This is a genomic window from Oceanobacillus sp. E9, from assembly GCF_001741975.1.
In the GTDB taxonomy this organism is placed as follows: domain Bacteria; phylum Bacillota; class Bacilli; order Bacillales; family Amphibacillaceae; genus Oceanobacillus; species Oceanobacillus kimchii.
This window is the reverse complement of the sequence record NZ_LSNA01000007.1, coordinates 238,987-262,754: the sequence shown is the minus strand read 5'-3', so window position 1 is coordinate 262,754 and position 23,768 is coordinate 238,987. Positions and strand designations below refer to the sequence as shown.

Genomic DNA, 23,768 nt, shown 5'->3' with positions numbered 1-23,768 from the left:
GAAGAGGATCTATTTTACGAGAAAATATTTAACCGGTTTGTAAGTGGCAGTAATCTACTACTTCATACCTGTAAGACTTATCGAATTCCTATTTCGTAAATACCCGTTTTTGTTCTTTACTTAAGCGAAGAACGAATCCTCGCTAATAAAGTTTCACTTTATGTTTGCTTTTGAAAAGATAGACCTTTCTCCATCTCAAAAAGAACTTGACTGTCAGTTTCTTTTTTCATAGCTGTTTCAATCGCGTCATATGCTTGTTGAGAACCAATTTTCCCTAATGACCATGCTGCAGTTCCTCGTATAACTGGCCTTGGGTCATTATTCATCACTTTAATCAGATCATCAATTGCACTTTTATCTTTGTAGTGGCCAATTGCAATCAGCGCATTTCGTTGTAAAGGTTTTTTACCGCGCCAAGATCCAGACATATAACCAAATTTCTCTTTAAACTCTTTATTGGACAAATGTAGCATTGGTTTTAACTTTGGTTTTGCAGACTCTGGTTCAGGTTCTAATTCCTGATGAAAATGAGAATCTATGCCTCTATTATACGGACATACTTGTTGACAAGTGTCACAACCATATAGACGATTACCAATTTTTGAACGGAACTCATCTGGTAAGAAATCTTTGGTCTGTGTTAAAAATGCAATGCATCTTTGTGCATTTAATTGTCCTCCCTGAACTAATGCTCCTGTTGGACAGGCATCCATACAGATAGTACAATCTCCACAGCTTTCTTCCACTGGACTATCAGGTATAAATGGAATATTCGTAATCATTTCCCCTAAGTAAACAAATGAACCAAACTCAGGAGTAATAATCGACGTATTTTTCCCACTAAATCCTATACCAGCACGTTCTGCAACTGCTCGATCAGATAGCTCTCCTGTATCAACCATAATTTTGTTCACCGCATCAGGGTATTTTGCTTGGATATATTCTGACAATTTATTTAAACGTTCACGTAAGGCTACATGATAATCAATCCCCCATGAAGCCCTTGCGAAAATACCACGTCTCTCTCCTTTGGTACTTCTGGGGGCATCATGCATTTTTTGTGGATACGCTACTGCTATAGAGATAATTGATTTTGCTTCTGGTAATAACCTTTTAGGCTCGGTCCTTTCTTCTATAGAGCCTTTTTCAAAACCAGATTGGTAATGTAGTTCCTGTTGTCTGCGTAACCGTTCTTTTAATTCTGTAAAAACATCGGCGGTCGTAAAACCGATCTTATCAATCCCAATTTCCTTCGCATAAGATTGAATATCTTCTTTTAATTGAGCTACTTGCAAGACGCCCCCTCCTTTCTAAATATGATTTAGTACAAACTTGCCAGTACGCATACGATTTAATACAGCCGCAATTTCATACCGGCGAGGTTTTGCCAAATCACCTGGATGTTTTCCTCTATTTAATGTAAGTTGATCTAAACCTTTATTCATTTCATTCTCAATAATATCCAAAACATCTGTAAACGAGCGGCTTTCCATAACATTCGTTCGATACAAATATTGTATAATTTCTGCTATCATTCTTGTTTGTGAGGAATCAATAAGTTGTTCCGTATTTGAAAATAGAATAGGTGATTTCCCTAACATAATTTGATATTGACCTTTTGCTTGGATCTTAAATCTCTTATCACTTTGTTTAGGAAATGAAGACTGTAATAACTTACGTTTTGTATGTTTTCCATATTCAGTTGAGGGAACTTTCTCATTTTCAATCGGATTTTCACTTATGATTTTTTTGGCCTCACGAGTTACTTGTCTTGGAATATACTCTTCCATCAAAATGACATTGTCCGCAACAGAAAAGTAATCACCTGATCCACCCGTCACTAAAATCACGGATACTCCTAATTCATCGACTAGTTGACGAATACGGTGAATAAATGGAGTTATTGGTTCTTTATTTTTAGCAACTAACTTTTGCATACGGATATCCCTAATCATAAAATTCGTTGCACTTGTATCTTCATCAATTAATAACGTCTTTGCTCCCACTTCCAATGCTTCCATTACATTTGCCGCTTGTGAAGTACTTCCACTCGCATCATCTGTGGAGAAATTACTCGTATCTTTACCATGTGGCAAGTTTGAAATGAACGGTGATATATCTACTGCAGAAATTCTTCTTCCATCTTCTGCTCTTATCTTCACCGCAGTGGGATCGGTTAATACAAATTCTCGTCCGTCTCCAGCGGTATGCCGATATACCCCTCGCTCAATCGCTTGTAACAATGTACTTTTACCGTGATAACCGCCGCCTGTTATTAATGTAACTCCCTGGCGGGTTGCCATTCCTTTTATTGTTTTCCCATGGGGTAAGTCGATTTCTACTTCATTTTCTTTTGGACTCTGAAAAGGTACGGCTTGTTGTTGTGGTAGATTACTCACTCCACTCCTACGTGGCAGTATGGAGCCGTTAGCAACAAAAGATACCCATTTATTTTCTTTCATTACGTTCAAAATATGAGACTGCTGATCAGCTAAAATAATTGCTTTTTCTATTTGTTCATTTTTCACTTTAAATACGGATTCATTTAAAAGATTCGGTAATACCTCGCTAAAGAGTTTGATTGCTTGTCTTCCGTTAATAGACCTGCCCTGCGCAGGTAAACCAACCGATAAACAAATAGTTATAAAATGTTCTTGTAGCGAAACTGCTGACCGTTTTAATATTTCTTGTCCAGGTCCATCGAAAACAATCAATCCACTTTTTCCCGAACCTTTTATTGAAATCTTATTTTCACTAATTGCTTGGTCGATCACTCTTGCAAACGTATCTTCTACTGCAGTTTTTCTTTCTTCTGTTTCTAACCATGATGGTTCAATCGATCGCTTATTATGATCAACTATTAACCTAATTTTTGATGGACTTGCAAATGGGTCTCCTTGGACATAGTCAATATAGAGTTTGAACGATGGATGTGTATACATTCCCTGTATTTGTTTATAACTTTTATATCCTCTTCGATCTATCTGAGTTAATTTCTCTTGTAGTTGTTCCATTAGTTCGCCCCCAACATAGTTATTTTACACAAGAATACTATGCAAATTATTATTATTTCAAGGATTCTACTTTATAACATTAAAAAACGCAACGCTTCGTAGACCCTATGTACGAAACACTGCGTTATGACATATGTATGGAGCGGGTGAAGGGAATCGAACCCTCGTCATCAGCTTGGAAGGCTGAGGTTTTACCATTAAACTACACCCGCATTAAGTAAATATAATGTAACTTTTTTGCTGACAAGTTACATTATAGCAATGTTAATTTAACAAATCAACCATAATTTCATCATTTTTTTACAAAATTTATATATAATTTACGTTATATAAATAAACTTCAATAATATTTTTGTCTAAAATGCCGAAGCTTGCTCTGTTTAAATCAATTTTTAAATTGATTCATTTATAAAGATAATTATAAGATAATTAGTTATTTACATATGATATAGCAAGTTATAAACTAGAATTATGCTTGAAGAGAGGAGCTTATTTAATGTCTGTATATCCAATTATTTTAACTCAATCTGAATTTAGAGATAAGGATAGCTTAAACTACCCATTTGAGGAACGTGGTTTGCAGTTCGGAGATGGTATTTATGAAGTTATCCGTGTATATGAGGGAAAATACTATCTATTCGAAGAACACGTTGACCGATTATATCGTTCAGCTGAGGCAATTAAAATTGAAATACCACAAAGTAAAAAAGAAATGAAAGAATTATTGCTTCAATTAATTACAAAAAATGAAATGACTACAGATGGAAAAGTATATATGCAAATCACTAGAGGGTCTGCTCCTCGCGATCATATCTTCCCTCAATCTGTAGAACCAAATATGTATGCCTATATACAGGATATGCCAAGAAATAAAGAAGCTTTACAACATGGAGTGTCTACGATTACTCAACCTGATATTCGTTGGGAAAATTGCTATATTAAAAGTTTAAACTTACTCCCTAATGTTTTAGCAAAACAAACAGCTAAAGAACAAGGTTGTTATGAAGCTATTCTCCACAGAGATGGGAAAGTAACTGAATGCAGCTCATCCAATGTGTATTTAGTTAAAAACGGGAAAGTATATACTCACCCAACGACAAACAATATACTCTACGGTTGTGTACGCATGGCAGTGGAAAGATTCTTAAAGGATGCAGATATTGAACTTATTGAAGATGCATTTCAACTAGAGGACATCTCTAATGCAGATGAAATATTCTTATCAAGTAGTACTTCTGAGGTTACTCCGATTGTACGTGTGGATGATAAAGCTATTGGTGATGGTAAGCCAGGTACAATCACTAAACAATTACAACATGCATATGAATCAGATGCAGCTATACAAGATAAATTATCTGTGTAACCTTATATAAACATCCAAAAACGAGGTTAGGAAATTTAAAGTTTAACTAAAAGGATCAATTTCTCGAGGTTGATAATTAACTCGTCGTCAATCCTTGGAGATTATCGTTTATCTTTATTTCTAGTTCATTTAAAACTTTTCTTTTAGATAACACTTTTACCTCACCTCGTTTTTTCACCTGTAGAATTTTCTTAATCTTCTTATCATTAAGAAAGGAAAGTATAAATGACAAAAATTATGATAATAGGTTGTCCTGGCTCTGGGAAGTCAACGTTGGCAACGCAACTTGGTAGTCATAAAAACCTTCCCGTATATCATTTAGATTCCTTTTTTTGGGGACCAGGGTGGAAACCGATTGAACGAAATAAATTTATAGAAAAACAAAAAGATATTATGAAAAAGCCTGCCTGGATAATTGACGGAAATTACGGCGTAACAATGAATACACGTTTGAAATATGCTGACACGATTATTTTTCTCCATTATAGTACCACTCGGTGCTTATACAGAATTATAAAGAGAAGGATTCAGTATCATGGACAAACTCGACCAGATATGGGAAAAGATTGTAAAGAAAAAATAGATTGGGAGTTTGTACATTATGTTTTAAAGTTTAATAAAGTTCAATCTCCAACTATTCTAGAGAAATTAGATTCTGTTAAAGAAAAACAAATTTATATTTTTAAAAACCCGAAACAACTTAGACATTTTTTTCATCAAATTAAAGATATTTCAATTGATTAGACCCTCTAATTAGTTTAAAATAATAACAAGTTTTTGATTTTTTGTAAAATTTAGGAGGATATACATGAATTTAACAAAACGTGCAATCAACGAGACTGACTTAAAACGGTTAGAAATTGTGAGTGGGCCTACATACACTGCTTCGAACAACCGCTTTACATATGTTTCAACAAAGGTAAATGAAGATAGTGAATACGAAACACATGTGTACAGTAAAGATATTTCGACTAACCAGACGAAACAATGGACATACGGAAAGCATTCCAATACCAATTTTCGAAGTAACCCGAATAATACTCAGGCAGTGTTTCAATCCACAAGGTCAGGCACAACACAACTATGGCTAGTTGATTTAGATGGCGGTGAACCGAAACAGATTACATTTTTTCAAAAAGGAGCATTTTCACCAAAATGGTCTCCAGATGGTACATCTATCTTCTTTTCTGCGCCATTAAACATCGATGATGACATCCATACCCAAAAGGAACATACCTGTGAAGAAAAGCAACAAATTAAAAAAGACAAACAAAATAAACCGCTTGTTGTTAATCGTCTAAAATACAAATCAGATGCAAAAGGGTTCCATGACGACTCTAATATACAAATTATTGAATACCACCTACCTACGAAAAAATTCAAACAATGGACCACAAAACCAACTGACCATTCCTTACATGATATATCTGCAGATGGTAAGAAACTAGTTTTTTCTAGTAATTGGAATGAAGAAGCAGATTCAGAATTAATTTCCGATTTATTTTTATTAAACCTACATACACATGAATTTACATTATTAACAGATGGAAATAGCAATTATTATAATTCCCGTTTTTCAAGCGATAGTTCACAAATTATAACACTTGGTCATGATTTTGATTATGCCGGAGCAACGTTAACGAAACTCTATTTATTTGAACTATCTTCAAAAAAAAGGAAGGAAATTACAAATCAGTGGGATATTCAATTAGGTGATGCGATGGTTACAGATTCTAGATTAGGAGAGTCAGAAAATGGCCCGATCTGGTCAAAAGATGGTAAATCAATTTATTTCCTAGGATCCGACCAAGGTTCTACCTCTCTTTATCAGACAGATCTTGACGGCAATCTTGAAAAAATTTACGGAGAAGATAATCATGTATTTGGTTTCACCTATCATCCTGATGAAGAATCATTTATTTTAGGAATTAGCTCCCCAATTGACCCAGGAAATTTTTATGAATTAAACAGTAATCGTGAACTTTCATTACTAACAAATGTTAATAAATCATTATTAGAAGAAATTCATGTAGAAAAACCAGAGGAAATTTCCTTTACATCATCGGATGGACTTGCAATCCAAGGTTGGTTATTGCGACCATATAGCTTTGAAGATGGGAAAAAATATCCGTTTATATTAGAAGTTCATGGTGGACCTCATGCTATGTATGGAAATTCATTTTTCCATGAATTACAATTATTAGCTGCAAAAGGTTATGTTGTTGTTTATACAAATCCTCGGGGTAGTCACGGCTATGGTCAACAGTTCGTTAATGGCGTCAGAGAAAATTATGGACAAGGGGATTTCCAAGACTTAATGGAAGCAGTAGATTATTGTCTGGATAAATATTCCTTTATTGACAAAGATCGACTTGGAGTCACTGGCGGGAGCTATGGTGGGTTTATGACAAACTGGATTGTTGGGCATACAAATCGATTTAAAGCAGCTGTTACTCAGCGTTCCATTTCAAACTGGCTTAGTTTTTACGGAGTTAGTGACATTGGATATTTCTTTACAAAATGGGAACATGGATTAAATCTCTTAGATGATCCGGAAAAACTTTGGGATATATCCCCTCTTAAGTATGCAGCGAATGTCAAAACACCGTTACTTATTCTTCATGGTGAGCTAGATTTTCGTTGTCCAATTGAGCAAGGTGAACAATTATACATTACGTTGAAACACTTGAAGAAAGAAGTAGAGTTTATTCGTTTTCCAGGAGCGAATCATGAGTTAAGCAGAAGTGGAGATCCATCTATGCGTATAAAAAGATTAGAACAAATTGGTAGATGGTTTGATCAATACTTGTAAAAAGTTGATATCCAATCGGGTTAGGACATAGCAAAAGTAGTACCCAAAATTCGAACAACGAAATACTTTAAAAATATAGTAGACTTTATTTGGAGGAAGGCAGGTGAGCTTTCGGATACTAAGTATTCCGGGAGCTCACCTGCCTTCCAGGGTACAAACTCTATTCTTCATTGACATACTTTTCGTCTGTCCCTGTTAGTTAAGCCGTGCTTACCCTAGAACACACTTCTTAATTATTTTGAAGTCATTACTTCTTTTAAAGAAGCTGTATATGATTGTAATGACCGCACTTCTTGTTCAGTTGACTTCATACTTCCTAAAACTGTCTGAGCAGTCTCAAAACTAGTAAAGTAAGGAATTTGATATCTATTACAAATCTCTCGTAATAAATACCCTAATCGAGTCTTATCTCTTCCTTGATTTGGAATATTAATAACAACATCTGGTTGATATCTATTAAAATAAGCTTCTATTATTCCAATATCTTTTGATATAGCTTTTATTGAAAAACCTTTTCCCTGTAAATATTTAGATGTCCCTTCTGTTGCTGAAAGGCGGGAGAAAACCTGACTATACTTATTAATAAATGCGATGCTATCTTCTTTCCAAAGATCACTAACGGATAGAAATACATCTAGCTTACCTTTGTCATTAAAGTTAACTGGTATGATTGCTTTCTTGATAGCATCTTCAAAAGATGTACTCATTCCGATCAATTCACCAGTTGACTTCATTTCTGGCCCAAGAATTTGATCGACACCTTTCAACTTACTCGAAGAAAATACTGGTGCTTTGACAGTATAATAATTAGGGACTGGTAATAATCCTACTTCTGAGACAAAATCCGTTAATGGATACCCTAGTTGGGAATGAACCGCCCATTCTATCATTGGAACCCCTGTTACTTTACTAATAACAGGAACTGTTCTAGAAGCTCTTGGATTTACTTCCAGCACATAAATTGTTTGATGATATATAACAAATTGGATATTCATTATTCCTACTAAAGGTAACTCTACTGCAATTTGTTTTGCAATTTCTATCATTCTTCCTTGTTGTTCAGATGTGAGTAATCTCGGCGGAAACACACCAATGCTATCTCCTGAATGTACTCCTGCTTTCTCTATATGTTCCACGATTCCTGGAATAACAATATTTTCACCGTCACTAATAACATCTACATCATATTCCATACCTGGTAAATAGGCATCTATTAATAATGGCCAACAACGATCATGTGTATCTTCTTGAATTTTAGATACATAGGATAGTAAGTCTTTCTCATTGTAACAAATGTACATGGATTGTCCGCCAATTACATAAGAAGGACGAATCAATACAGGGAAACCTAAATCTTTTACTGTCGCTATAACTTCATTTTGGTTGTGTACTACTTCTCCTTTAATATGTGGAATCCCTAATTGATTTAGAAATTGATAAAATTGTTCTCTATCTTCCATCTGATCAATTTCTGTAGGTTTTGTTCCTAATAATGGAATTCCTTCCTCCTCTAATTCTTTTGCCAAATTAATAGCGGTTTGTCCTCCAAACTGTAACATAACACCATCAACATTTTCCTTTTCGATAACCTGAAGTACGTCTTCCAATGCCAATGGTTCAAAATACAACTTATCTGCAATGGAATAATCAGTACTAACTGTCTCCGGATTATTATTTATCATAATCGTTTCATACCCAGCTTTTTGAAGCGCCTGTACTGCGTGCACGGAACAATAATCAAACTCGACTCCTTGGCCAATACGAATAGGACCAGAACCAACTACTAATATTTTTTTGGTATCAAGATTGACCTGTACTTCATCCTCCCCATGCCAAGTGGAATAATAATATGGAGTTATCGCATCAAATTCTCCCGCACAAGTGTCAACCAATTTATATACAGGATGTACTCCGGTTTCTTTAGCAAAATCTCTTACCTTTTTACTCGTGGTTTGTAGTAATTTTGCAATTTGAACATCACTTATATTGTATCTTTTCGCTTTTTTGAACAACTGAACAGGAAGTGAAGCTAACGTGTAATTCGACAACTCTTTTTCTGTGTGAAGAATATGTTGTATTTTTACTAAAAACCAATGATCAATAAATGTCTGTTGATGCAACGTTTCAGCGGATATCCCTCTTTTCAGAGCTTCTGCTAACGCAAAAAGACGGAGATCGTTGGGGGTTTCAATTAAATTGAACAATTCCCGATCGTCTCGTTCATCCATCTTCGGCCAATCTAAACTGGATACGTTTAATTCTAACGATCGAACTGCTTTGTTCAGAGCACCTTCAAATGTTCGATCCATTGCCATTACTTCACCAGTCGCTTTCATTTGTGTTCCTAGTGTACGATCAGCTTCAGAAAATTTATCAAAAGGAAAACGTGGTAGCTTAACGACAATATAATCCAATGCAGGTTCAAATGATGCATACGTTGAACGAGTTACCGGATTTTTCATTTCATCCAAATTTAATCCAATTGCGCACTTTGCTGCCATAGAAGCAATTGGATACCCCGTAGCTTTAGATGCAAGAGCTGAAGAACGACTAACTCTTGGGTTTACCTCGATAATACAATACTCATTAGAATCCGGATTTAAAGCAAACTGTATATTACATCCTCCAACCACATTTAATGCACGAATAACCTTTACCGAAGCTGAACGTAACATCTGGTATTGATGATCTGTTAAGGTTTGAGAAGGAGCGACAACAATGGAATCACCTGTATGTATACCAACAGCATCCATATTTTCCATATTACAAACGATAATACATGTATCATTTGCATCTCGCATTACTTCGTATTCTACTTCTTTCCAACCTTTAATACTTTTTTCAACCAACACTTGATGAATTGGACTTAACCCTAAACCTCTATTTAATAACTCTTCAAATTCAGCTTCATTATGGGCAAAGCCTCCTCCTTCTCCACCTAACGTATAAGCAGGACGAAGAATGACGGGAAATCCTATCTGGTCAATAAATCGAATTCCTTCTTCAATATTCGTAACAATTTTTGATTCCGAAATTGGTTCATTTATTTCAATCATCAATTCTCGAAACTTTTCTCGATCTTCCCCTTTTTGAATGGAATCAACACTGGTACCTAATAATTCCACTTCATATTTTTCTAAAATACCTGCTTCAAATAGTTCAATAGATAAATTAAGCCCGGTTTGCCCTCCTAAAGTGCCTATTAACCCATCTGGTTTTTCTTTTTCAATAATTTTTACTAACGTGTCTTTATTTAAAGGTTCTAAATATACGTTATCTGCAATTTGTTCATCTGTCATGATGGTAGCTGGGTTATTATTAACAAGAACAACTTCGATACCTTCTTCTTTTAAAGCAAGACATGCTTGTGTTCCTGCATAGTCGAACTCCGCCGCCTGCCCGATGATGATTGGACCCGATCCGATTACGAGTACCTTGTTTATGTCTTTACGCTTTGGCATGCGTCAATGCTCCTTTCTTTTCTCTCACTTCATCTAAGAAATCTTCAAAAATATAATTGGTATCACTTGGTCCCGGATGTGCCTCCGGGTGAAATTGAACACTTGTAACTGGATAGTGACAATGTTTCAGACCTTCTACGGAACAATCATTTACATTCTTAAATAATACATCGAACTGTGTATAATCGATGGTATTTTCTTCTACTACATATCCGTGATTTTGAGCTGTTACCCAGACCTTTCCAGTAAATAAATCTTTCACTGGATGATTACCGCCTCGATGGCCAAAATGCATTTTTTTGGTCATTGCCCCATAAGCCAATGCTATTAATTGGTGTCCTAGGCAAATCCCAAGTGTTGGATAGTCTTTTGTTAATTGTTTGATGACTGGAAAATATGCTTGTAAATCCATTGGATCTCCTGGCCCATTACTAAGAACAATACCATCAGGGTTTAATTCTTTTATTTGATTAAGTGAAGTTTGATAAGGAACAACCGTCACTTTGCATCCCTGTTGAAGTAGCGCATTTCGAATTGATTTTTTATATCCGAAATCCAGAATTGCAATATGAATTTCACCAGTACCATAGTTTTCTAATTGTTTTACAGAAACACTATTAACTAATGATAGTAAACTACGCGTTTGCCATGTTACATTTTTCGTTTGACTTTCGTCTTTCACTATTTTTGCTCGCAAAGAACCGTGTTCACGAATAATCATTACAAGTTGACGTGTGTCAATTTCAAACAAACCCGGAATACCAGCTTGCTCTAATTGATCTGAAAACGACTTTGTTAATTGATAGTGACTAGGTTCATCACATATATCACTAGCAATAACAGCAGAAACAGCGATTTCTTTACTCTCATCATCTATATCATTAATCCCATAATTCCCAATAATTGGATAACAGAACGTAAGAATTTGACCTTTATAGGAAGGATCTGTCAACATTTCTTGATATCCCGTCATACCAGTGTTAAAGACAAGTTCACCTTCGATTGCTTTTTTATCTCCAATTAAAATTCCTTCAAATACATCTCCGGTTTCTAATACTAAAAAACCTTTATCCATTTGTAACTTCCTCCAGTTCTAATGCTACTTCTTTCAACGCTTGTATACACATTTGTAGTTCCTCTTTGGTTGTCGTTAATGGAGGTAATATACGTACTACTTTTTCACCAGCTGGTAGCACAAGGATTTGTTTGTCGCGAAGTTTTTCAATCCAGGTACTAGCCTGATTCGTAACTTCTATTCCAATTAAATAACCTTTACCACGAATATCTTTAATCAATGGAGAGATTTCTTTTATTAGTTTTAATTGAGTAAACAATTCATCTTGAACTTCGTTACAATTTTTTAAAAAACCGTCCTTTATAATTTCTTTTAAAGTTGCAGTACCAGCTGTAGCAGCTATTGGATTTCCTCCAAATGTACTTCCATGTGTACCAGGTGAAAATGATGCCGCTACATGTTGTTTCGCTAGCATTGCACCAATTGGAAACCCAGATCCCAAACCTTTCGCTACCGTAATAACATCTGGTTCTATACCGTATGGTTCATATGCAAATAAACTCCCCGTACGCCCTATCCCCGTCTGTATTTCATCAATGATTAGCAAAATATCAGCATCCTTACAAATAGCAGATAATTGTTTTAACCAATCTTTATCTGCAATATGAATTCCACCTTCACCTTGGATAACTTCTAATAACACTGCAGATGTTTTTCCATTATCTATCTCAGACAATGACCCTTTATTATTAAATGGCAGATAACGAAACCCCTTTGTTAACGGAGTAAATCCTTGATGTATCTTTTCTTGTGCGGTAGCTGCCATTGTTGATCCGGTACGTCCATGAAAGGACTGTTCGAAAGTAACAATTTCAATACGATCATGATACCCTTTATCTTTAGCATACTTCTTTGCTATTTTTATCGCAGCTTCATTCGCTTCCGCTCCACTGTTACAAAAGAATACTTGGTCTAAGCAGCTATATTCAGTCAACATCGAAGCTAATTTTTCTTGACTAGGAATATGATATAAATTAGAGCAATGCCATAATTCTTCTAATTGAACTGATATCGCTTGTTGAACATTATCGGGTACATGCCCTAAATTACATGTTGCTATCCCAGATGTATAATCTAAGTATTTTTTTCCACTTTCATCCCATAGAAAGCTATCTTTCCCTTTAGTTGCAGTTATTGGAAAACGATTATACGTTTGCATTACTGCTGATGAAATCTCTGTTTTACTAGACATGTTCTACCTCTCTTTCTGTTAAAACTGTTCCAACTGCTTTTCCTTCTAAATAATTCTTTATATCATCTGGATTTAATCCATTTAAAATAACTGATTCAGCGACACCACTTTTAAGACTTGCTAAGGCAGAACGAACTTTTGGGATCATACCGCCATAAATGACTCCTGAATCTATTTTGCTTTCTACTTGTTGTTTTGTTAGATGATGATGAATCATTTCTTCTCCATTAACCGATTCTATGACTCCAGGAATATTACTAACTAGTATTAACTTGGATTGAAAAGCTTCAGCAACCTTTCCGGCAGCCATATCACCGTTCACATTATAACGCCTGCCATCCTCACCAATCGCAATTGGAGAAATAACTGGAATGCCTCCACTATTCATAATGATCGATAACCATTCTGTATTAACTTCAATAATTTCACCAACCAAACCAAGTTTTCCATTATGTATCTGTCTAGCTTGTAATAGTTTTCCATCTACTCCGCTTAAACCAAGTGCATTTCCACCAATGGACTGGATACTAGCAACAATACGTTTATTTATTGTTCCACTCATCACCATTTCAGCAATATTGAGAACTTCCTCTGTAGTTACCCGTAACCCATCAACAAACTCGGTTTCTATATTCATCTTACTTAGGGCTTCATTAATTTCAGGTCCGCCTCCGTGAACAATAATTGGATTACAAGTTTCTGTTTCTTTTAGCCGTACTAACATTTGATAAAACTTAGGAGAAAGTTGATTTAAAACACTGCCTCCCACTTTAAACACAATAGTAATCATTTTTTCACCTCACGTTCGATAAGAAGCATTGATTTTAATGTATTCATACGTTAAATCACAACCCCAAGCTGTTGCTGTATGCATACCATTTTGTAAATCTATTACTATATTTACTCTTTCCTGATTTAAGGCATGTTTGCAATCTTCCTCATCAAAAACAATCGGTTCGCCATTATTCACTACTTCAATTCCTCCAATGACAATCGAAAGTTTGCTAGCATCTACAGGTACACCACTGTAACCAATCGCACCGATAATTCTTCCCCAATTAGCGTCATTTCCATAAATAGCTGTTTTTACTAGATTGGAAGAAATGACCGCTTTGGCAATTTGACTTGCTTGTTGTATTGTAGATGCTCCTTTTGCTACTACTTCAATAAGTTTTGTTGCACCTTCCCCATCTCGAGCAATCATTTTTGCTAATTCGATTGCAACGATGTTCCAAGCGTCCTTAAACACTGACCAGTCCGGATGATTTTCATTTAACTCTTTGTTTTCTGCTCTTCCGTTTGCAAGTATTAACACCATATCGTTCGTACTAGAATCTCCATCTACTGTAATCTGATTATACGATTGATCCGTAATAGAACGTAACGCCTGCTGTAAGCTATTTTGATTAACATTTGCATCCGTTGTAATAAAAGAGAGCATCGTAGCCATATTGGGATGAATCATCCCTGAGCCTTTTGCTGCTCCACCGATGGTAACTTGCTTGCCATCTATTTCTAGTTGCACAGCTACATGCTTCGTTGTTGTATCCGTTGTTAGTATTGATTTTTCAAAGCTTTTTGCATCCACCTGAGTAGGAGATATTTGCTTGATACCATTTCTTATTTTTCCCATCGGTAATCGTTCACCAATAATTCCTGTAGAAGCAACAGCAACATGGTGTTGTTCGATATTTAATTGGTTTGCTGCTAGTTTCTGCATAAGTAGTGCATCTTCATATCCCTGTTTGCCTGTAAACGAATTTGCATTGGCAGAGTTCACAATAATAGATTGAAGTTGCTTTGAATGCTCGATTGTATGTTTTGTTACCAGCAATGGTGCTGCTTGAAATGTATTTTGTGTATACACACCTGCTGCATTTGCAGGAGTATCGGAATAGATCCAGCCAAAATCAAGTTTTTTTCGTCGTAGACCACAATGAACCCCACCAGCATAAAATCCTATTGGACTCGTCACATGACCATCTTTCAATATTGATATTTCTTTCACTGCTGTCGTTTCCATTGATACTCCTCCTTATGGATATATTGGTAAAAATGATAATCCTGTTTTTTCATCCCATCCATTCATCACATTAATATTTTGAATTGCTTGCCCTGCAGCACCTTTTACTAGATTATCAATTGCAGAAGCTATGATTAGTTGATTCGTTCGTTTGTCGACATATGCTCCAATATCACAGTAATTACTTCCGTTAACGTCTTTAGTGGAAGGGAATTCTCCTGTTTTTCGAATCCGGATAAATGAAGATTGTTCATAATAATGCTTATACAAATTTATCACATCGTCGGTGTCAATATATTGTTGTAATGGCGCATACATCGTACACATTAATCCTCTCGTCATAGGAATTAAATGGGTCGTTAAAGTCACTTTTACAGAGGTTGCTTCTGTACTTTGAGATAAGTATTTTTCAATCTCCGGTGTATGTTGATGTGTTCCAATTTTATACGGTGTGACGTTTTCATTTGTAGTAGAAAAATGGGTTTTTGCACTAGGATTTTTACCCGCTCCAGATATACCCGTTTTCCCATCAATCATGATTCCTTTTGAATCAATAATGTTATTTTCAAGTAGCGGAATAAGGCCTAGTAAAACAGCAGTAGGAAAACAACCTGGATTTGATATAATATTCGTTTGTTTAATCTTTTCTTTATAAACTTCCGTTAATCCATAAGCCGCTTCTTCCAGTAAAGATGGACTTGCTGGCTTATTCTGATACCACGTTTGATAGTCATCGGAAGATAAACGTAAATCACCTGATAAATCAATACATTGGACAGAAGTATCGAGAAAACTAGCGGCTATCTCCTTTGCTACACCAGCAGGAGTTGCTAGAAAAACGATATCAATCTCTTGAATAAGTTGTTGAATATGTAACTCTTGCATAGGTTGTATTAGATAAGTTGCAAGATGTGGATATGTTTCATCGATTAACTCTCCGTGTTGTGATTGAGAGATGATCTTTGCTAATTCTATGTAAGGATGTGAATCTAACAATCTAATAAGTTCAATAGCACTATAACCAGTACCACCAATAATCGCTGCCTTTTTCAAGAGGAACCGCTCCTTTTTTCAAAATGGAATTAATCCATATTATAAATATTATTGTATGTTTATGCAAGTATATTTATAAAAATTAATTAATATTTATGCATTTAAATACAATAAAACTGCTTTATTTATGTATAAAAAATGAATAAACGGTAAGGCTCCTTTCCGGAGTCTTACCGTTTATTCATCTACATATTTATTTAGAAAACTATTAAGCTTTTCAATATACAAATTTTCTTTCGTGACAAAAGCTTCACCATGTCCAGCAGAATCAACTAACAATAATTCTTTTGGACTTGAAGTCTTTTCATATAATGTCTCTGTCATTTCTGTAGGAACAAATTGATCTTCTTTCCCATGAACGTAAAATATAGGAATATCTGTTGTTTGTACTTGATCTAATGCGGAAGCTTCATTAAATGAATAACCAGCAAACATTTGAGTTATCAAACTCGTCGAAGGAATAAATGGAAACGACGGTAAGTTATACATACGATCAATTTGATAATCAAATAAATCTGCCACACTTGTATATGGACAATCAGCTACAATTGCTTTCACATTGCTCGGTAATTCTTCCCCACTTGTCATCAACATCGTTGACGCCCCCATCGATACACCTTGAAGGACAATCTCCACATCATCACCAAAACGCTCAATAACTTTGTCTATCCAATCCATCATATCTAGTCGGTCATGCCAGCCAAATCCAATATAATCGCCATCACTTTGTCCGTGACCTCGAAGATCTGGCGTTAACATATGATAACCTAGTTGTTCCACATAATGTTCTCCATAGAGAGCCATATCTTTACCTTTTCCCAAATATCCATGTGCCATAATAACCACTTTATTCGAAGGTTCCTTTGACCTTAAAAAATAGCCTTCTAGATTTAATCCATCATGGGAAGTAATATTCCAATTTTCATAGTTTTGTTCGTCAGACCAATTTCTCCAATCACCATCTAGTAAAACATCCAATGTCTCAGCAGAAACTTCTAAATCCTGATTTCCACTTAAGAAATCCTTCACATTTCTTTCAATCGCTAATTGATAAAAGAAATATGCAGCAGCAAAATTTATAATAATAAGTAAGATTGCTATACTTGATACAATCCAAATCCACTTCTTTTTTCTCTTCACTTATATGCTCCTTTCCAATATCCATAACTAATTCTATTATACTAAAAGAACAAACATGTGAAGGAACCATGTTATGGAAACATTGGAAATACAAAAAGCACAACGAGTCTGGGACAAAAATAGTTACTCAAAAAGATAATTTTAAAATCCGCTACAGAAATATACTACACTTATCCTAAGGTGACTGTTGAGCCTCTGAATGCTTAGCATCATGGGACTCAACTACGCCTTCCTCTCACAGGACAAGGAAGACCTCGACAGCATTGCATCGCATGCAGAAAATCGATTTTTGATTTCCAAGGAATCTCCGTATATTTCTTACGCTCATTTTAATTTTCATTCGTCTTTTGACTAAAAATTTTATTAAGTCCAAATCTGTTGCGCTTTTATAATTTACATACCCTACTTAAATATGACGCCTTTCCATTAAGTGAATTCCAATCCCAGTAAATAATACAGTCATAAACAATAGTACACTTACTGGCTGAACCATCTCTGCCAATGGATAGTTATATACAGAAAGCCCTTGTACAATCTCCAATCCATATTTTAATGGATTAAGATCAGCTAAAAATAGTAAAAATTTATTTTCTACAATTTCTAATGGCCAGAATGCACCACCGATCATCGCTAAAGATACAGCAACAATAGAAATTACTGCATTAAATTGTTCCGAGTTTTTTACAATAGCAGTAATTAAAATAGAAAGTGCTACGATTGCTAAAACATATGGTATCAGTAATAATAACACTTCTAAAAATCGTCCATTAAAATCGATATTAAATCCATAATAGAAGATTGCAAAAGTAAGACAGATTTGTATATAACCTTCAAAAAAACTATAGATTAAGTTACTTATATACATCTCTGTTTTCTTTAGTGGGGATAGAATCATTCGGTCCCACATTCCATTACGTTTTTCTACTAAAATATGAAGTACATTATAGGCAATAGTATAGATTGCAAAAAACAACGAAAACCCTGCTATTCGATGGATATTTCCATCATACAACCAATCCTGTTCACCTTGAAAGCTTGTTTTCTCTATTTCAATCAGTGAATCTTCCTTACTCGCCAAATAGCTTTCCAATACTTCATCTTCATTTAAACCTGCTTGTATAGCTGCTTCCTGAATTTTCATTTCTTGTTCTTTTTCAACATACTCTTGCTGGATAGTTTGACGAATCATCCCTAAATGTGTACTCTCCACACCTACAATTAAATCAAAATCATCTTCATAAAGGAGTATACCTACATCTGCATCACCGTCATTTATCCTTGTTTCTAGTTCTTCTTTACTAACCCACTCAAATGTAAAATATTCTTGATTTTGTATTTCTGATTTCATTTCTTCTTGTATATCTTTATCACCATATACAGGCACAACGATAGTTCCAGCCGGACCTGATCCGCCAACGAGTAAAGCGAATATTACAGCCATGGCTGTAAATATAAGGAACGTAAAAGGTTGTCGAATAAACTCTCTTACTCTTGAATAAAGGATCCCTTTCATTACTTAGACCCCCTTTTTGGATAACTTATTACTGCTAATAAAATGGATAAGAAAGTAAAACATATCAGTACTAGGATGTAAGAAGCTATCTCTCTTAATGAAGCTCCTTGCAATAATTGAATGTATGCACTTAAACTCGCCCCGTTCGGAGTTAAATTTCCAATTTGTTGAATAAGAGGTGATAATTCACCGACGGGAAAAAAGCTTCCACCTAAGAAGGCAAAAATCGAGACAATGATTCCCGAGAAAAAACCAATGATTTCTTCTGAATTAATTCGATAACTAATCGCCGTCAATAACACTGTTGTTCCACCAACTGCCAGAGCTAGAAACAACGATATAGTTAAAAATGACATTATACTTGGCCATGTTATTTTAAAAACTAACCAAGAAAATGTAAAAATAAAAAGTAACTGTAGGAATGATACAATTGCCCCAGATATAAGAACACTGAAGAAAAATTTCCATCTTGACATATCTGCAACAATCAATCGATCAAATACATGTATCTCTTTCTCACGATATGCAAAGAAGCCTAGTGTAGAAGCTACATACAAAGCATTCATAACCGCCATTCCAATCGTATAATACGCTTGAGAAGAGATTGGTGTACGTTGTTCTATATGCTTTATTTCTCCTGTCACTTCATTGTTATACAATTCTTCAAATGTAATTGGTAATTCACTTTCTTCCATAAATTGATTCATGACTAAGATTTCATTAAAATTATGAATAATCGATTCAACTACTTCAGCACCTATTTGATGTTCTTGGTTGACAAATAATTCAAGTTGTGGAACTGAATTGTTTTCAAAAGCAATCGCTTGTAATAATTCCAGAGTAAAATCTTCTGGGACTTCAATAATTGCTGTGTAATCAGCATCTTCCATAATTTTTTCTTTTTCAGATTCATCGATTTGTTGCAATTCAATCATGCTACTCAGTTCTTCACTTAAAAAAACGTCTTCACGAAGTGTAGTTGTCATGTGTAACGCATCTTTATCAGGAAATGCATCTGATGAAACATCTAACTCATTCATATTTTCTAAGAACTCATCGACTTGTGATGTTTCATCTTGTTGCTCTAGCCAGGCAATTTTTAAAGTTAATTGAGGATTATCCCCTTGCATGAAGCCTGACAACGCCGTACTAAGAATAACAATTAAAATAATTGGCAGCACCAATAACATCAATAGTTGAATAGGGTTACGCAACAGAAGAAGCAGTTGTTTTTTTATTAATTGAAGTATCATACACTACCTCCTAATCCCTTAGTGCTCTGCCCGTTAAATGTAGAAAAACATCTTCTAATGTCGGAGTTTTAACATGTAGTGAACGAATATCCACATCATGTTCCTCTGTTAAACGGATAAGTTCCGGAAAAAGATTGATCTGTTTTGGAATAATTAATGTAATTTCCTTTCCTTCTATTGTCAGATGATTAATAGAAGGTAACGATTTTAGACTTTCAATAAAAGCCTCGTTCCATCGATAAGCAATTAAAGATATAGTGTTTTCGGCGGACAAGATTTGTTTGATTTCATCTTTGGTTCCAGAAGCAATCAGATCACCTTGATCCATGATATATATACGGTCACAAAGATACTCCACTTCTTCCATATAGTGACTTGTATAAATAACCGTCATACCCTCTTCTTGATTCATTTGCTTCACTGTTTCTAAAATATAACTTCTTGATTGAGGATCAATTCCTACTGTAGGTTCATCCATCACTAAGATCTTCGGCTGATGAAGCAATGCAACACCAATATTTAATCTTCGTTTCATTCCCCCAGAAAAATTCTTTACAATTTCTTTTCTTTTTTCCGTTAATCCGATTTGTACTAGAACTTCTTCGATTCTTTCTTTTAATACTTTGTTTGATAGCCGGTAAATCTTACCAAAGAATTTCAAATTCTCTTCCGCTGTTAAATCGGTGTATAGCGCTATCTCTTGTGGAACCACACCAATATCTTTTCTTAGCGAAGATGTCTGTTTCAATACACTATTATTAACATATCGAACATCTCCACTTGTTGGTTCAATTAGTGTAGATAACATGGAAATCGCAGTGGATTTACCAGCACCATTCGGTCCAAGTAACCCAATAATTTCTCCACGTTCAATAAACATATTTAAAGACTTAACTGCCTGCGTAGTCTTAAATTTTTTAGTCAGATCTACTAATTCGAGCATCGTCATCCCTCCTTACTTTTACTATATTGATAAATTATTTACCAACATACTGTCTACCGTCATTTGTTTCCTCTTTTGAACATGACTCAAGTCATAAAGTGAAAAAAACTTCATCAGTGAGACTTCGTTTCTTCCCCAATCATAAAGGCATGACCTAAAGACCCTTGAACAAAATCGAACATTTTCGGTTTATATTCTTTCGCTTGAGCCCTATGTCTGAGGAAGTTACAGTCTGTTACATCCCAGATAAAAAAACACTGTCCTCATCATTATGAATGACTAAGAACAGTGCCTTCATGAACACTTTGCTTGCAAAACAATACGATTATATATATTAAACAGGAGCTAATCCAAAAGAAAACAACTCCAGTTTGCTGATGTACAACTGGGTCGAAAGGTAATAAGGAAGCATAAAATTGTTCCGGAAAATTAATTTCTACAGGTAGGCAAACTTCAATTGCCGACATAAATAATGTTATATCTGAATATACACGATAAACTCCTTCATTTGCTGTATATAAAAACAAAAAATAAGGAATAAGGAGAAGGTGATGGATTCCGGCATATAGCCAACGTTTCTCACTCACTTTTACCTTATATAGAATCGAAATCCAAAATAATATGCTAGTACTGAATAATCCTAATAAAAAGAAATGATTCCAATATAATTCTATCCTTGCAAAATCAAACACAACCGGTAAATGGTATCCATAAAAAAAAATTTGAAGCAATAACATCGAAAACCACGGTTTCGTTAACCAATCTACACATGTATGTACAAATGAGATTGTATTGATTTTAATCGGCTTCCAACCTGCTACTAATAATGGAGATGATATTACTATTAAAAGCATTAGCTGTATCATATGTCCTTGAAATGTTAAACGAGCAATAATATTTATCGGGCTACCAACTGCTAAAAATAAAGTTGTAACACCGAGTATAGTTAAAATACCTTTCTTCATCCCTCCAGAATCAGAAACAGGTAAAATAAAGAAATAACCTATTATATACAGTAAACAAAAAAGTAATATTCCTGCATTCCAAAGTGTTGAAAAATGAAATTCATTTAAGAAGATTTCAATCATGTAATCACCACGACTTTTAGCCTTAGAATATCTTAATTATAATTCATAACGTCTATTTACAAGCCGTATAGTTGTAACAATTCAATGACATTTAATCTTTAGTAATTCCATGTCTTACTGCAAAAATAGCGAGTTGCGTTCGATCTCTTTGCTCTGTTTTTTGCAAAATCGAAGTGATATAATTTTTTACCGTTCCAATGGTTAAAAATAATTCATCTGCGATTTCCTTATTCGTCAAACCATTCCCAATTAATGCCGTAATAGCATGCTCGCGTTCTGATAGCTGAACAGATAATTCCTGTTGCGATGTATGTAATAATTTCGGCATTACCTTTGCCGCTACCTCATCATGAAGTACTAGTCCACCTTTCATACAGCTGTAAATTGCATCAATTAGTTTTGTTCCGTCAGCAGTTTTTAGTAGAAATCCATTAGCCCCTTCTTTTAGAGATTGCAACGCATATTCATCATCATTAAACGTTGTCAACATAAGGATACGTACATTTGGCCACTGTACTTTGATTTTTCGTGTTGCTTCAATTCCATTCATATCCGGCATACGTACATCCATTAAAATAACATCTACGGTATGTTCCATCATTTTCTTTATTGCTTCAACACCATTGGTAGCTTCCCCAATTACTTTAATCTGCTTATCTTGTTCTAATAATACTTTTATTCCTTGCCGAACTATTTGTTGATCTTCTACTAACAGTACTCGATACAATATAATACCCCCTATCTTTTAATAAGGCTTCTGAACAGGGATTCTTCCTGATACAATAAAACGATTTTCTAATTGATATACATTTAAAGTGCCGTTAACCTCTGCCACTCTAACTTTCATATTCTTAAGCCCAAATCCTAATTCAAATTGCTTTGACTCAAATATAGCATTTGTGATTTCAAATGTAAGAGCACCATCAGCAGATTTACTTAATATAACATTTACTTCACGACTATTCGCATGTCGCATAGCATTTGTTATGGCTTCCTGAATAATCCGATATAGAATTACACTTTTATCATTGGAAAGAGGAACATTAAGAACCCCTTTTTTCATTGTAAACTGTACAGTTATATGACTTTCTGCTTCTAACTTACGTATAAGATGAACAACAGAAGCAATACCTTCTGATTCATCTAGCTGCAATGTTTTTACTGCTTGCCTAGTGTCTTCCAGGCTCTCTTTTGCTAATTCCTTTAATGTGTCGAATGAAATAGAAGAATGTTCAATAGAAAGTAATTCCAACCGCATAATCAATGCCGTCAGCCTATGTCCAACTGTATCATGCATGTCACGTGCAATTTTTGTTCTTTCTTCCAATCGTGCATTGTTTTCTGCAGTTATATTCATTCTTTTTAATTTTCGATATTCGTTGAGTAATTCATGATAAATTTTACGATAATACTTTCGTTGATATATTTCTTTTAATACAAAATATCCACTGATCACAATTACAATAGTACTAATCAACAATTCAATCTGATAGCTTTGCTGGATCCACATTATCATCAAAATTTCAGCTAACAAAATTGCTGTTAGCCCATAGTACATACGAATGGATATACGATGAAGAGAATCCCACAATAAAAACCAAAGCAACACGACCGAAAAGAGGATTTCATTTACGAATTGTATTGCTCCTATAAAAACAACAAGTAATAATAACACGTATAATAACATTACTCTATGTTGAAAAGTGAGCAAAAAAAACAACAACAAAGCTACGGTACAAATCAAAATGTGATAGGGAACAAAACTACTTTCCATCGTAATTAGCAATAACCAAATAGCTAGAAATAGTCCTAGTCGTAACCAAAAAACTTTCATAAGT

Annotated in this window: 18 protein-coding genes and 1 tRNA gene; 3 read left to right on the top strand and 16 right to left on the bottom strand. The window is 34.8% G+C overall.

Translation table 11 applies throughout. The features are described 5' to 3' along the window. Positions 1-158: 158 nt before the first annotated feature. The 3 genes from queG to AQ616_RS10905 form a co-directional block, all read right to left on the bottom strand. Complete coding sequence (queG, locus tag AQ616_RS10915; protein WP_069685783.1) at positions 159-1,295, bottom strand: tRNA epoxyqueuosine(34) reductase QueG; 1,137 nt, start codon at positions 1,293-1,295, stop codon at positions 159-161. A gap of 15 nt (positions 1,296-1,310) precedes the next feature. Then, positions 1,311-3,014: an ABC-ATPase domain-containing protein gene (locus AQ616_RS10910; protein ID WP_017796223.1), complete on the bottom strand. Its 1,704-nt coding sequence runs from the start codon at positions 3,012-3,014 to the stop codon at positions 1,311-1,313. Between the two features lie 138 nt (positions 3,015-3,152). Further along, positions 3,153-3,226, bottom strand: a tRNA-Gly gene (locus AQ616_RS10905). 284 nt (positions 3,227-3,510) lie between these two features. Between AQ616_RS10905 and dat the strand changes: the two genes are divergently transcribed. The 3 genes from dat (at position 3,511) to AQ616_RS10890 (ending at position 7,189) form a co-directional block, all read left to right on the top strand. Continuing rightward, entirely contained in the window at positions 3,511-4,377 is an 867-nt protein-coding gene (gene dat, locus AQ616_RS10900) for a D-amino-acid transaminase (RefSeq protein ID WP_017796222.1), read from the top strand. 225 nt (positions 4,378-4,602) lie between these two features. Continuing rightward, entirely contained in the window at positions 4,603-5,121 is a 519-nt protein-coding gene (locus tag AQ616_RS10895) for a DNA topology modulation protein (protein WP_017796221.1), read from the top strand. 64 nt (positions 5,122-5,185) lie between these two features. Beyond that, entirely contained in the window at positions 5,186-7,189 is a 2,004-nt protein-coding gene (locus tag AQ616_RS10890; protein WP_069685782.1) for a S9 family peptidase, read from the top strand. A gap of 233 nt (positions 7,190-7,422) precedes the next feature. On the opposite strand, the gene AQ616_RS10885 is transcribed toward AQ616_RS10890, so the two are convergent. The 13 genes from AQ616_RS10885 to AQ616_RS10825 form a co-directional block, all read right to left on the bottom strand. Further along, a complete protein-coding gene (locus AQ616_RS10885) occupies positions 7,423-10,650 on the bottom strand; it encodes a carbamoyl phosphate synthase large subunit (protein ID WP_069685781.1) in 3,228 nt (1,075 codons plus the stop codon). Further along, on the bottom strand, positions 10,637-11,725 hold the full coding sequence (locus AQ616_RS10880) for a carbamoyl phosphate synthase small subunit (RefSeq protein WP_069685780.1): 1,089 nt from the start codon (positions 11,723-11,725) through the stop codon (positions 10,637-10,639). The genes AQ616_RS10885 and AQ616_RS10880 overlap by 14 nt, the downstream gene beginning before the upstream one ends. Then, positions 11,718-12,917 carry an acetylornithine transaminase gene (locus tag AQ616_RS10875; protein WP_017796217.1) on the bottom strand — a complete coding sequence of 400 codons (1,200 nt, stop codon included), beginning with the start codon at positions 12,915-12,917 and terminating at the stop codon, positions 11,718-11,720. Before AQ616_RS10875 ends, AQ616_RS10880 begins: the two co-directional genes overlap by 8 nt. Beyond that, positions 12,910-13,707, bottom strand: a complete 798-nt coding sequence (gene argB / locus AQ616_RS10870) for an acetylglutamate kinase (protein WP_017796216.1) — start codon at positions 13,705-13,707, stop codon at positions 12,910-12,912. The genes AQ616_RS10875 and argB overlap by 8 nt, the downstream gene beginning before the upstream one ends. Positions 13,708-13,716: 9 nt before the next feature. Further along, positions 13,717-14,940: a bifunctional ornithine acetyltransferase/N-acetylglutamate synthase gene (argJ, locus tag AQ616_RS10865; protein WP_017796215.1), complete on the bottom strand. Its 1,224-nt coding sequence runs from the start codon at positions 14,938-14,940 to the stop codon at positions 13,717-13,719. Positions 14,941-14,952: 12 nt separating this feature from the next. Continuing rightward, the gene (argC, locus tag AQ616_RS10860) at positions 14,953-15,993 is read right to left on the bottom strand and encodes an N-acetyl-gamma-glutamyl-phosphate reductase (protein ID WP_069685779.1); all 1,041 of its coding nucleotides are present in this window, start codon (positions 15,991-15,993) and stop codon (positions 14,953-14,955) included. Between the two features lie 177 nt (positions 15,994-16,170). Beyond that, the gene (locus AQ616_RS10855) at positions 16,171-17,133 is read right to left on the bottom strand and encodes an alpha/beta hydrolase (protein WP_017796213.1); all 963 of its coding nucleotides are present in this window, start codon (positions 17,131-17,133) and stop codon (positions 16,171-16,173) included. A 406-nt stretch (positions 17,134-17,539) separates the two neighbouring features. Next, positions 17,540-18,646: an ABC transporter permease gene (locus AQ616_RS10850; protein ID WP_017796212.1), complete on the bottom strand. Its 1,107-nt coding sequence runs from the start codon at positions 18,644-18,646 to the stop codon at positions 17,540-17,542. Further along, a complete protein-coding gene (locus tag AQ616_RS10845) occupies positions 18,646-19,899 on the bottom strand; it encodes an ABC transporter permease (RefSeq protein ID WP_069685778.1) in 1,254 nt (417 codons plus the stop codon). The genes AQ616_RS10850 and AQ616_RS10845 overlap by 1 nt, the downstream gene beginning before the upstream one ends. A 10-nt stretch (positions 19,900-19,909) precedes the next feature. Then, positions 19,910-20,842: an ABC transporter ATP-binding protein gene (locus tag AQ616_RS10840; protein WP_017796210.1), complete on the bottom strand. Its 933-nt coding sequence runs from the start codon at positions 20,840-20,842 to the stop codon at positions 19,910-19,912. A gap of 269 nt (positions 20,843-21,111) precedes the next feature. Next, complete coding sequence (locus AQ616_RS10835; RefSeq protein WP_069685777.1) at positions 21,112-21,930, bottom strand: cytochrome c oxidase assembly protein; 819 nt, start codon at positions 21,928-21,930, stop codon at positions 21,112-21,114. A gap of 91 nt (positions 21,931-22,021) precedes the next feature. After that, on the bottom strand, positions 22,022-22,657 hold the full coding sequence (locus AQ616_RS10830) for a response regulator transcription factor (RefSeq protein WP_017796208.1): 636 nt from the start codon (positions 22,655-22,657) through the stop codon (positions 22,022-22,024). An 18-nt stretch (positions 22,658-22,675) separates the two neighbouring features. Beyond that, positions 22,676-23,764: a sensor histidine kinase gene (locus tag AQ616_RS10825; RefSeq protein ID WP_017796207.1), complete on the bottom strand. Its 1,089-nt coding sequence runs from the start codon at positions 23,762-23,764 to the stop codon at positions 22,676-22,678. Positions 23,765-23,768 lie beyond the last annotated feature (4 nt).

Bases quoted from the DNA above. Each gene is read 5' to 3' on its own strand.
- AQ616_RS10910 (WP_017796223.1), bottom strand. From the start codon at position 3,014: ATGGAACAACTACAAGAGAAATTAACTCAGATAGATCGAAGAGGATAT.
- dat (WP_017796222.1), top strand. From the start codon at position 3,511: ATGTCTGTATATCCAATTATTTTAACTCAATCTGAATTTAGAGATAAG.
- AQ616_RS10895 (WP_017796221.1), top strand. From the start codon at position 4,603: ATGACAAAAATTATGATAATAGGTTGTCCTGGCTCTGGGAAGTCAACG.
- AQ616_RS10890 (WP_069685782.1), top strand. From the start codon at position 5,186: ATGAATTTAACAAAACGTGCAATCAACGAGACTGACTTAAAACGGTTA.
- AQ616_RS10885 (WP_069685781.1), bottom strand. From the start codon at position 10,650: ATGCCAAAGCGTAAAGACATAAACAAGGTACTCGTAATCGGATCGGGT.
- AQ616_RS10880 (WP_069685780.1), bottom strand. From the start codon at position 11,725: ATGGATAAAGGTTTTTTAGTATTAGAAACCGGAGATGTATTTGAAGGA.
- AQ616_RS10875 (WP_017796217.1), bottom strand. From the start codon at position 12,917: ATGTCTAGTAAAACAGAGATTTCATCAGCAGTAATGCAAACGTATAAT.
- argB (WP_017796216.1), bottom strand. From the start codon at position 13,707: ATGATTACTATTGTGTTTAAAGTGGGAGGCAGTGTTTTAAATCAACTT.
- argJ (WP_017796215.1), bottom strand. From the start codon at position 14,940: ATGGAAACGACAGCAGTGAAAGAAATATCAATATTGAAAGATGGTCAT.
- AQ616_RS10850 (WP_017796212.1), bottom strand. From the start codon at position 18,646: ATGAAAGGGATCCTTTATTCAAGAGTAAGAGAGTTTATTCGACAACCT.
- AQ616_RS10845 (WP_069685778.1), bottom strand. From the start codon at position 19,899: ATGATACTTCAATTAATAAAAAAACAACTGCTTCTTCTGTTGCGTAAC.
- AQ616_RS10840 (WP_017796210.1), bottom strand. From the start codon at position 20,842: ATGCTCGAATTAGTAGATCTGACTAAAAAATTTAAGACTACGCAGGCA.
- AQ616_RS10835 (WP_069685777.1), bottom strand. From the start codon at position 21,930: ATGATTGAAATCTTCTTAAATGAATTTCATTTTTCAACACTTTGGAAT.
- AQ616_RS10825 (WP_017796207.1), bottom strand. From the start codon at position 23,764: ATGAAAGTTTTTTGGTTACGACTAGGACTATTTCTAGCTATTTGGTTA.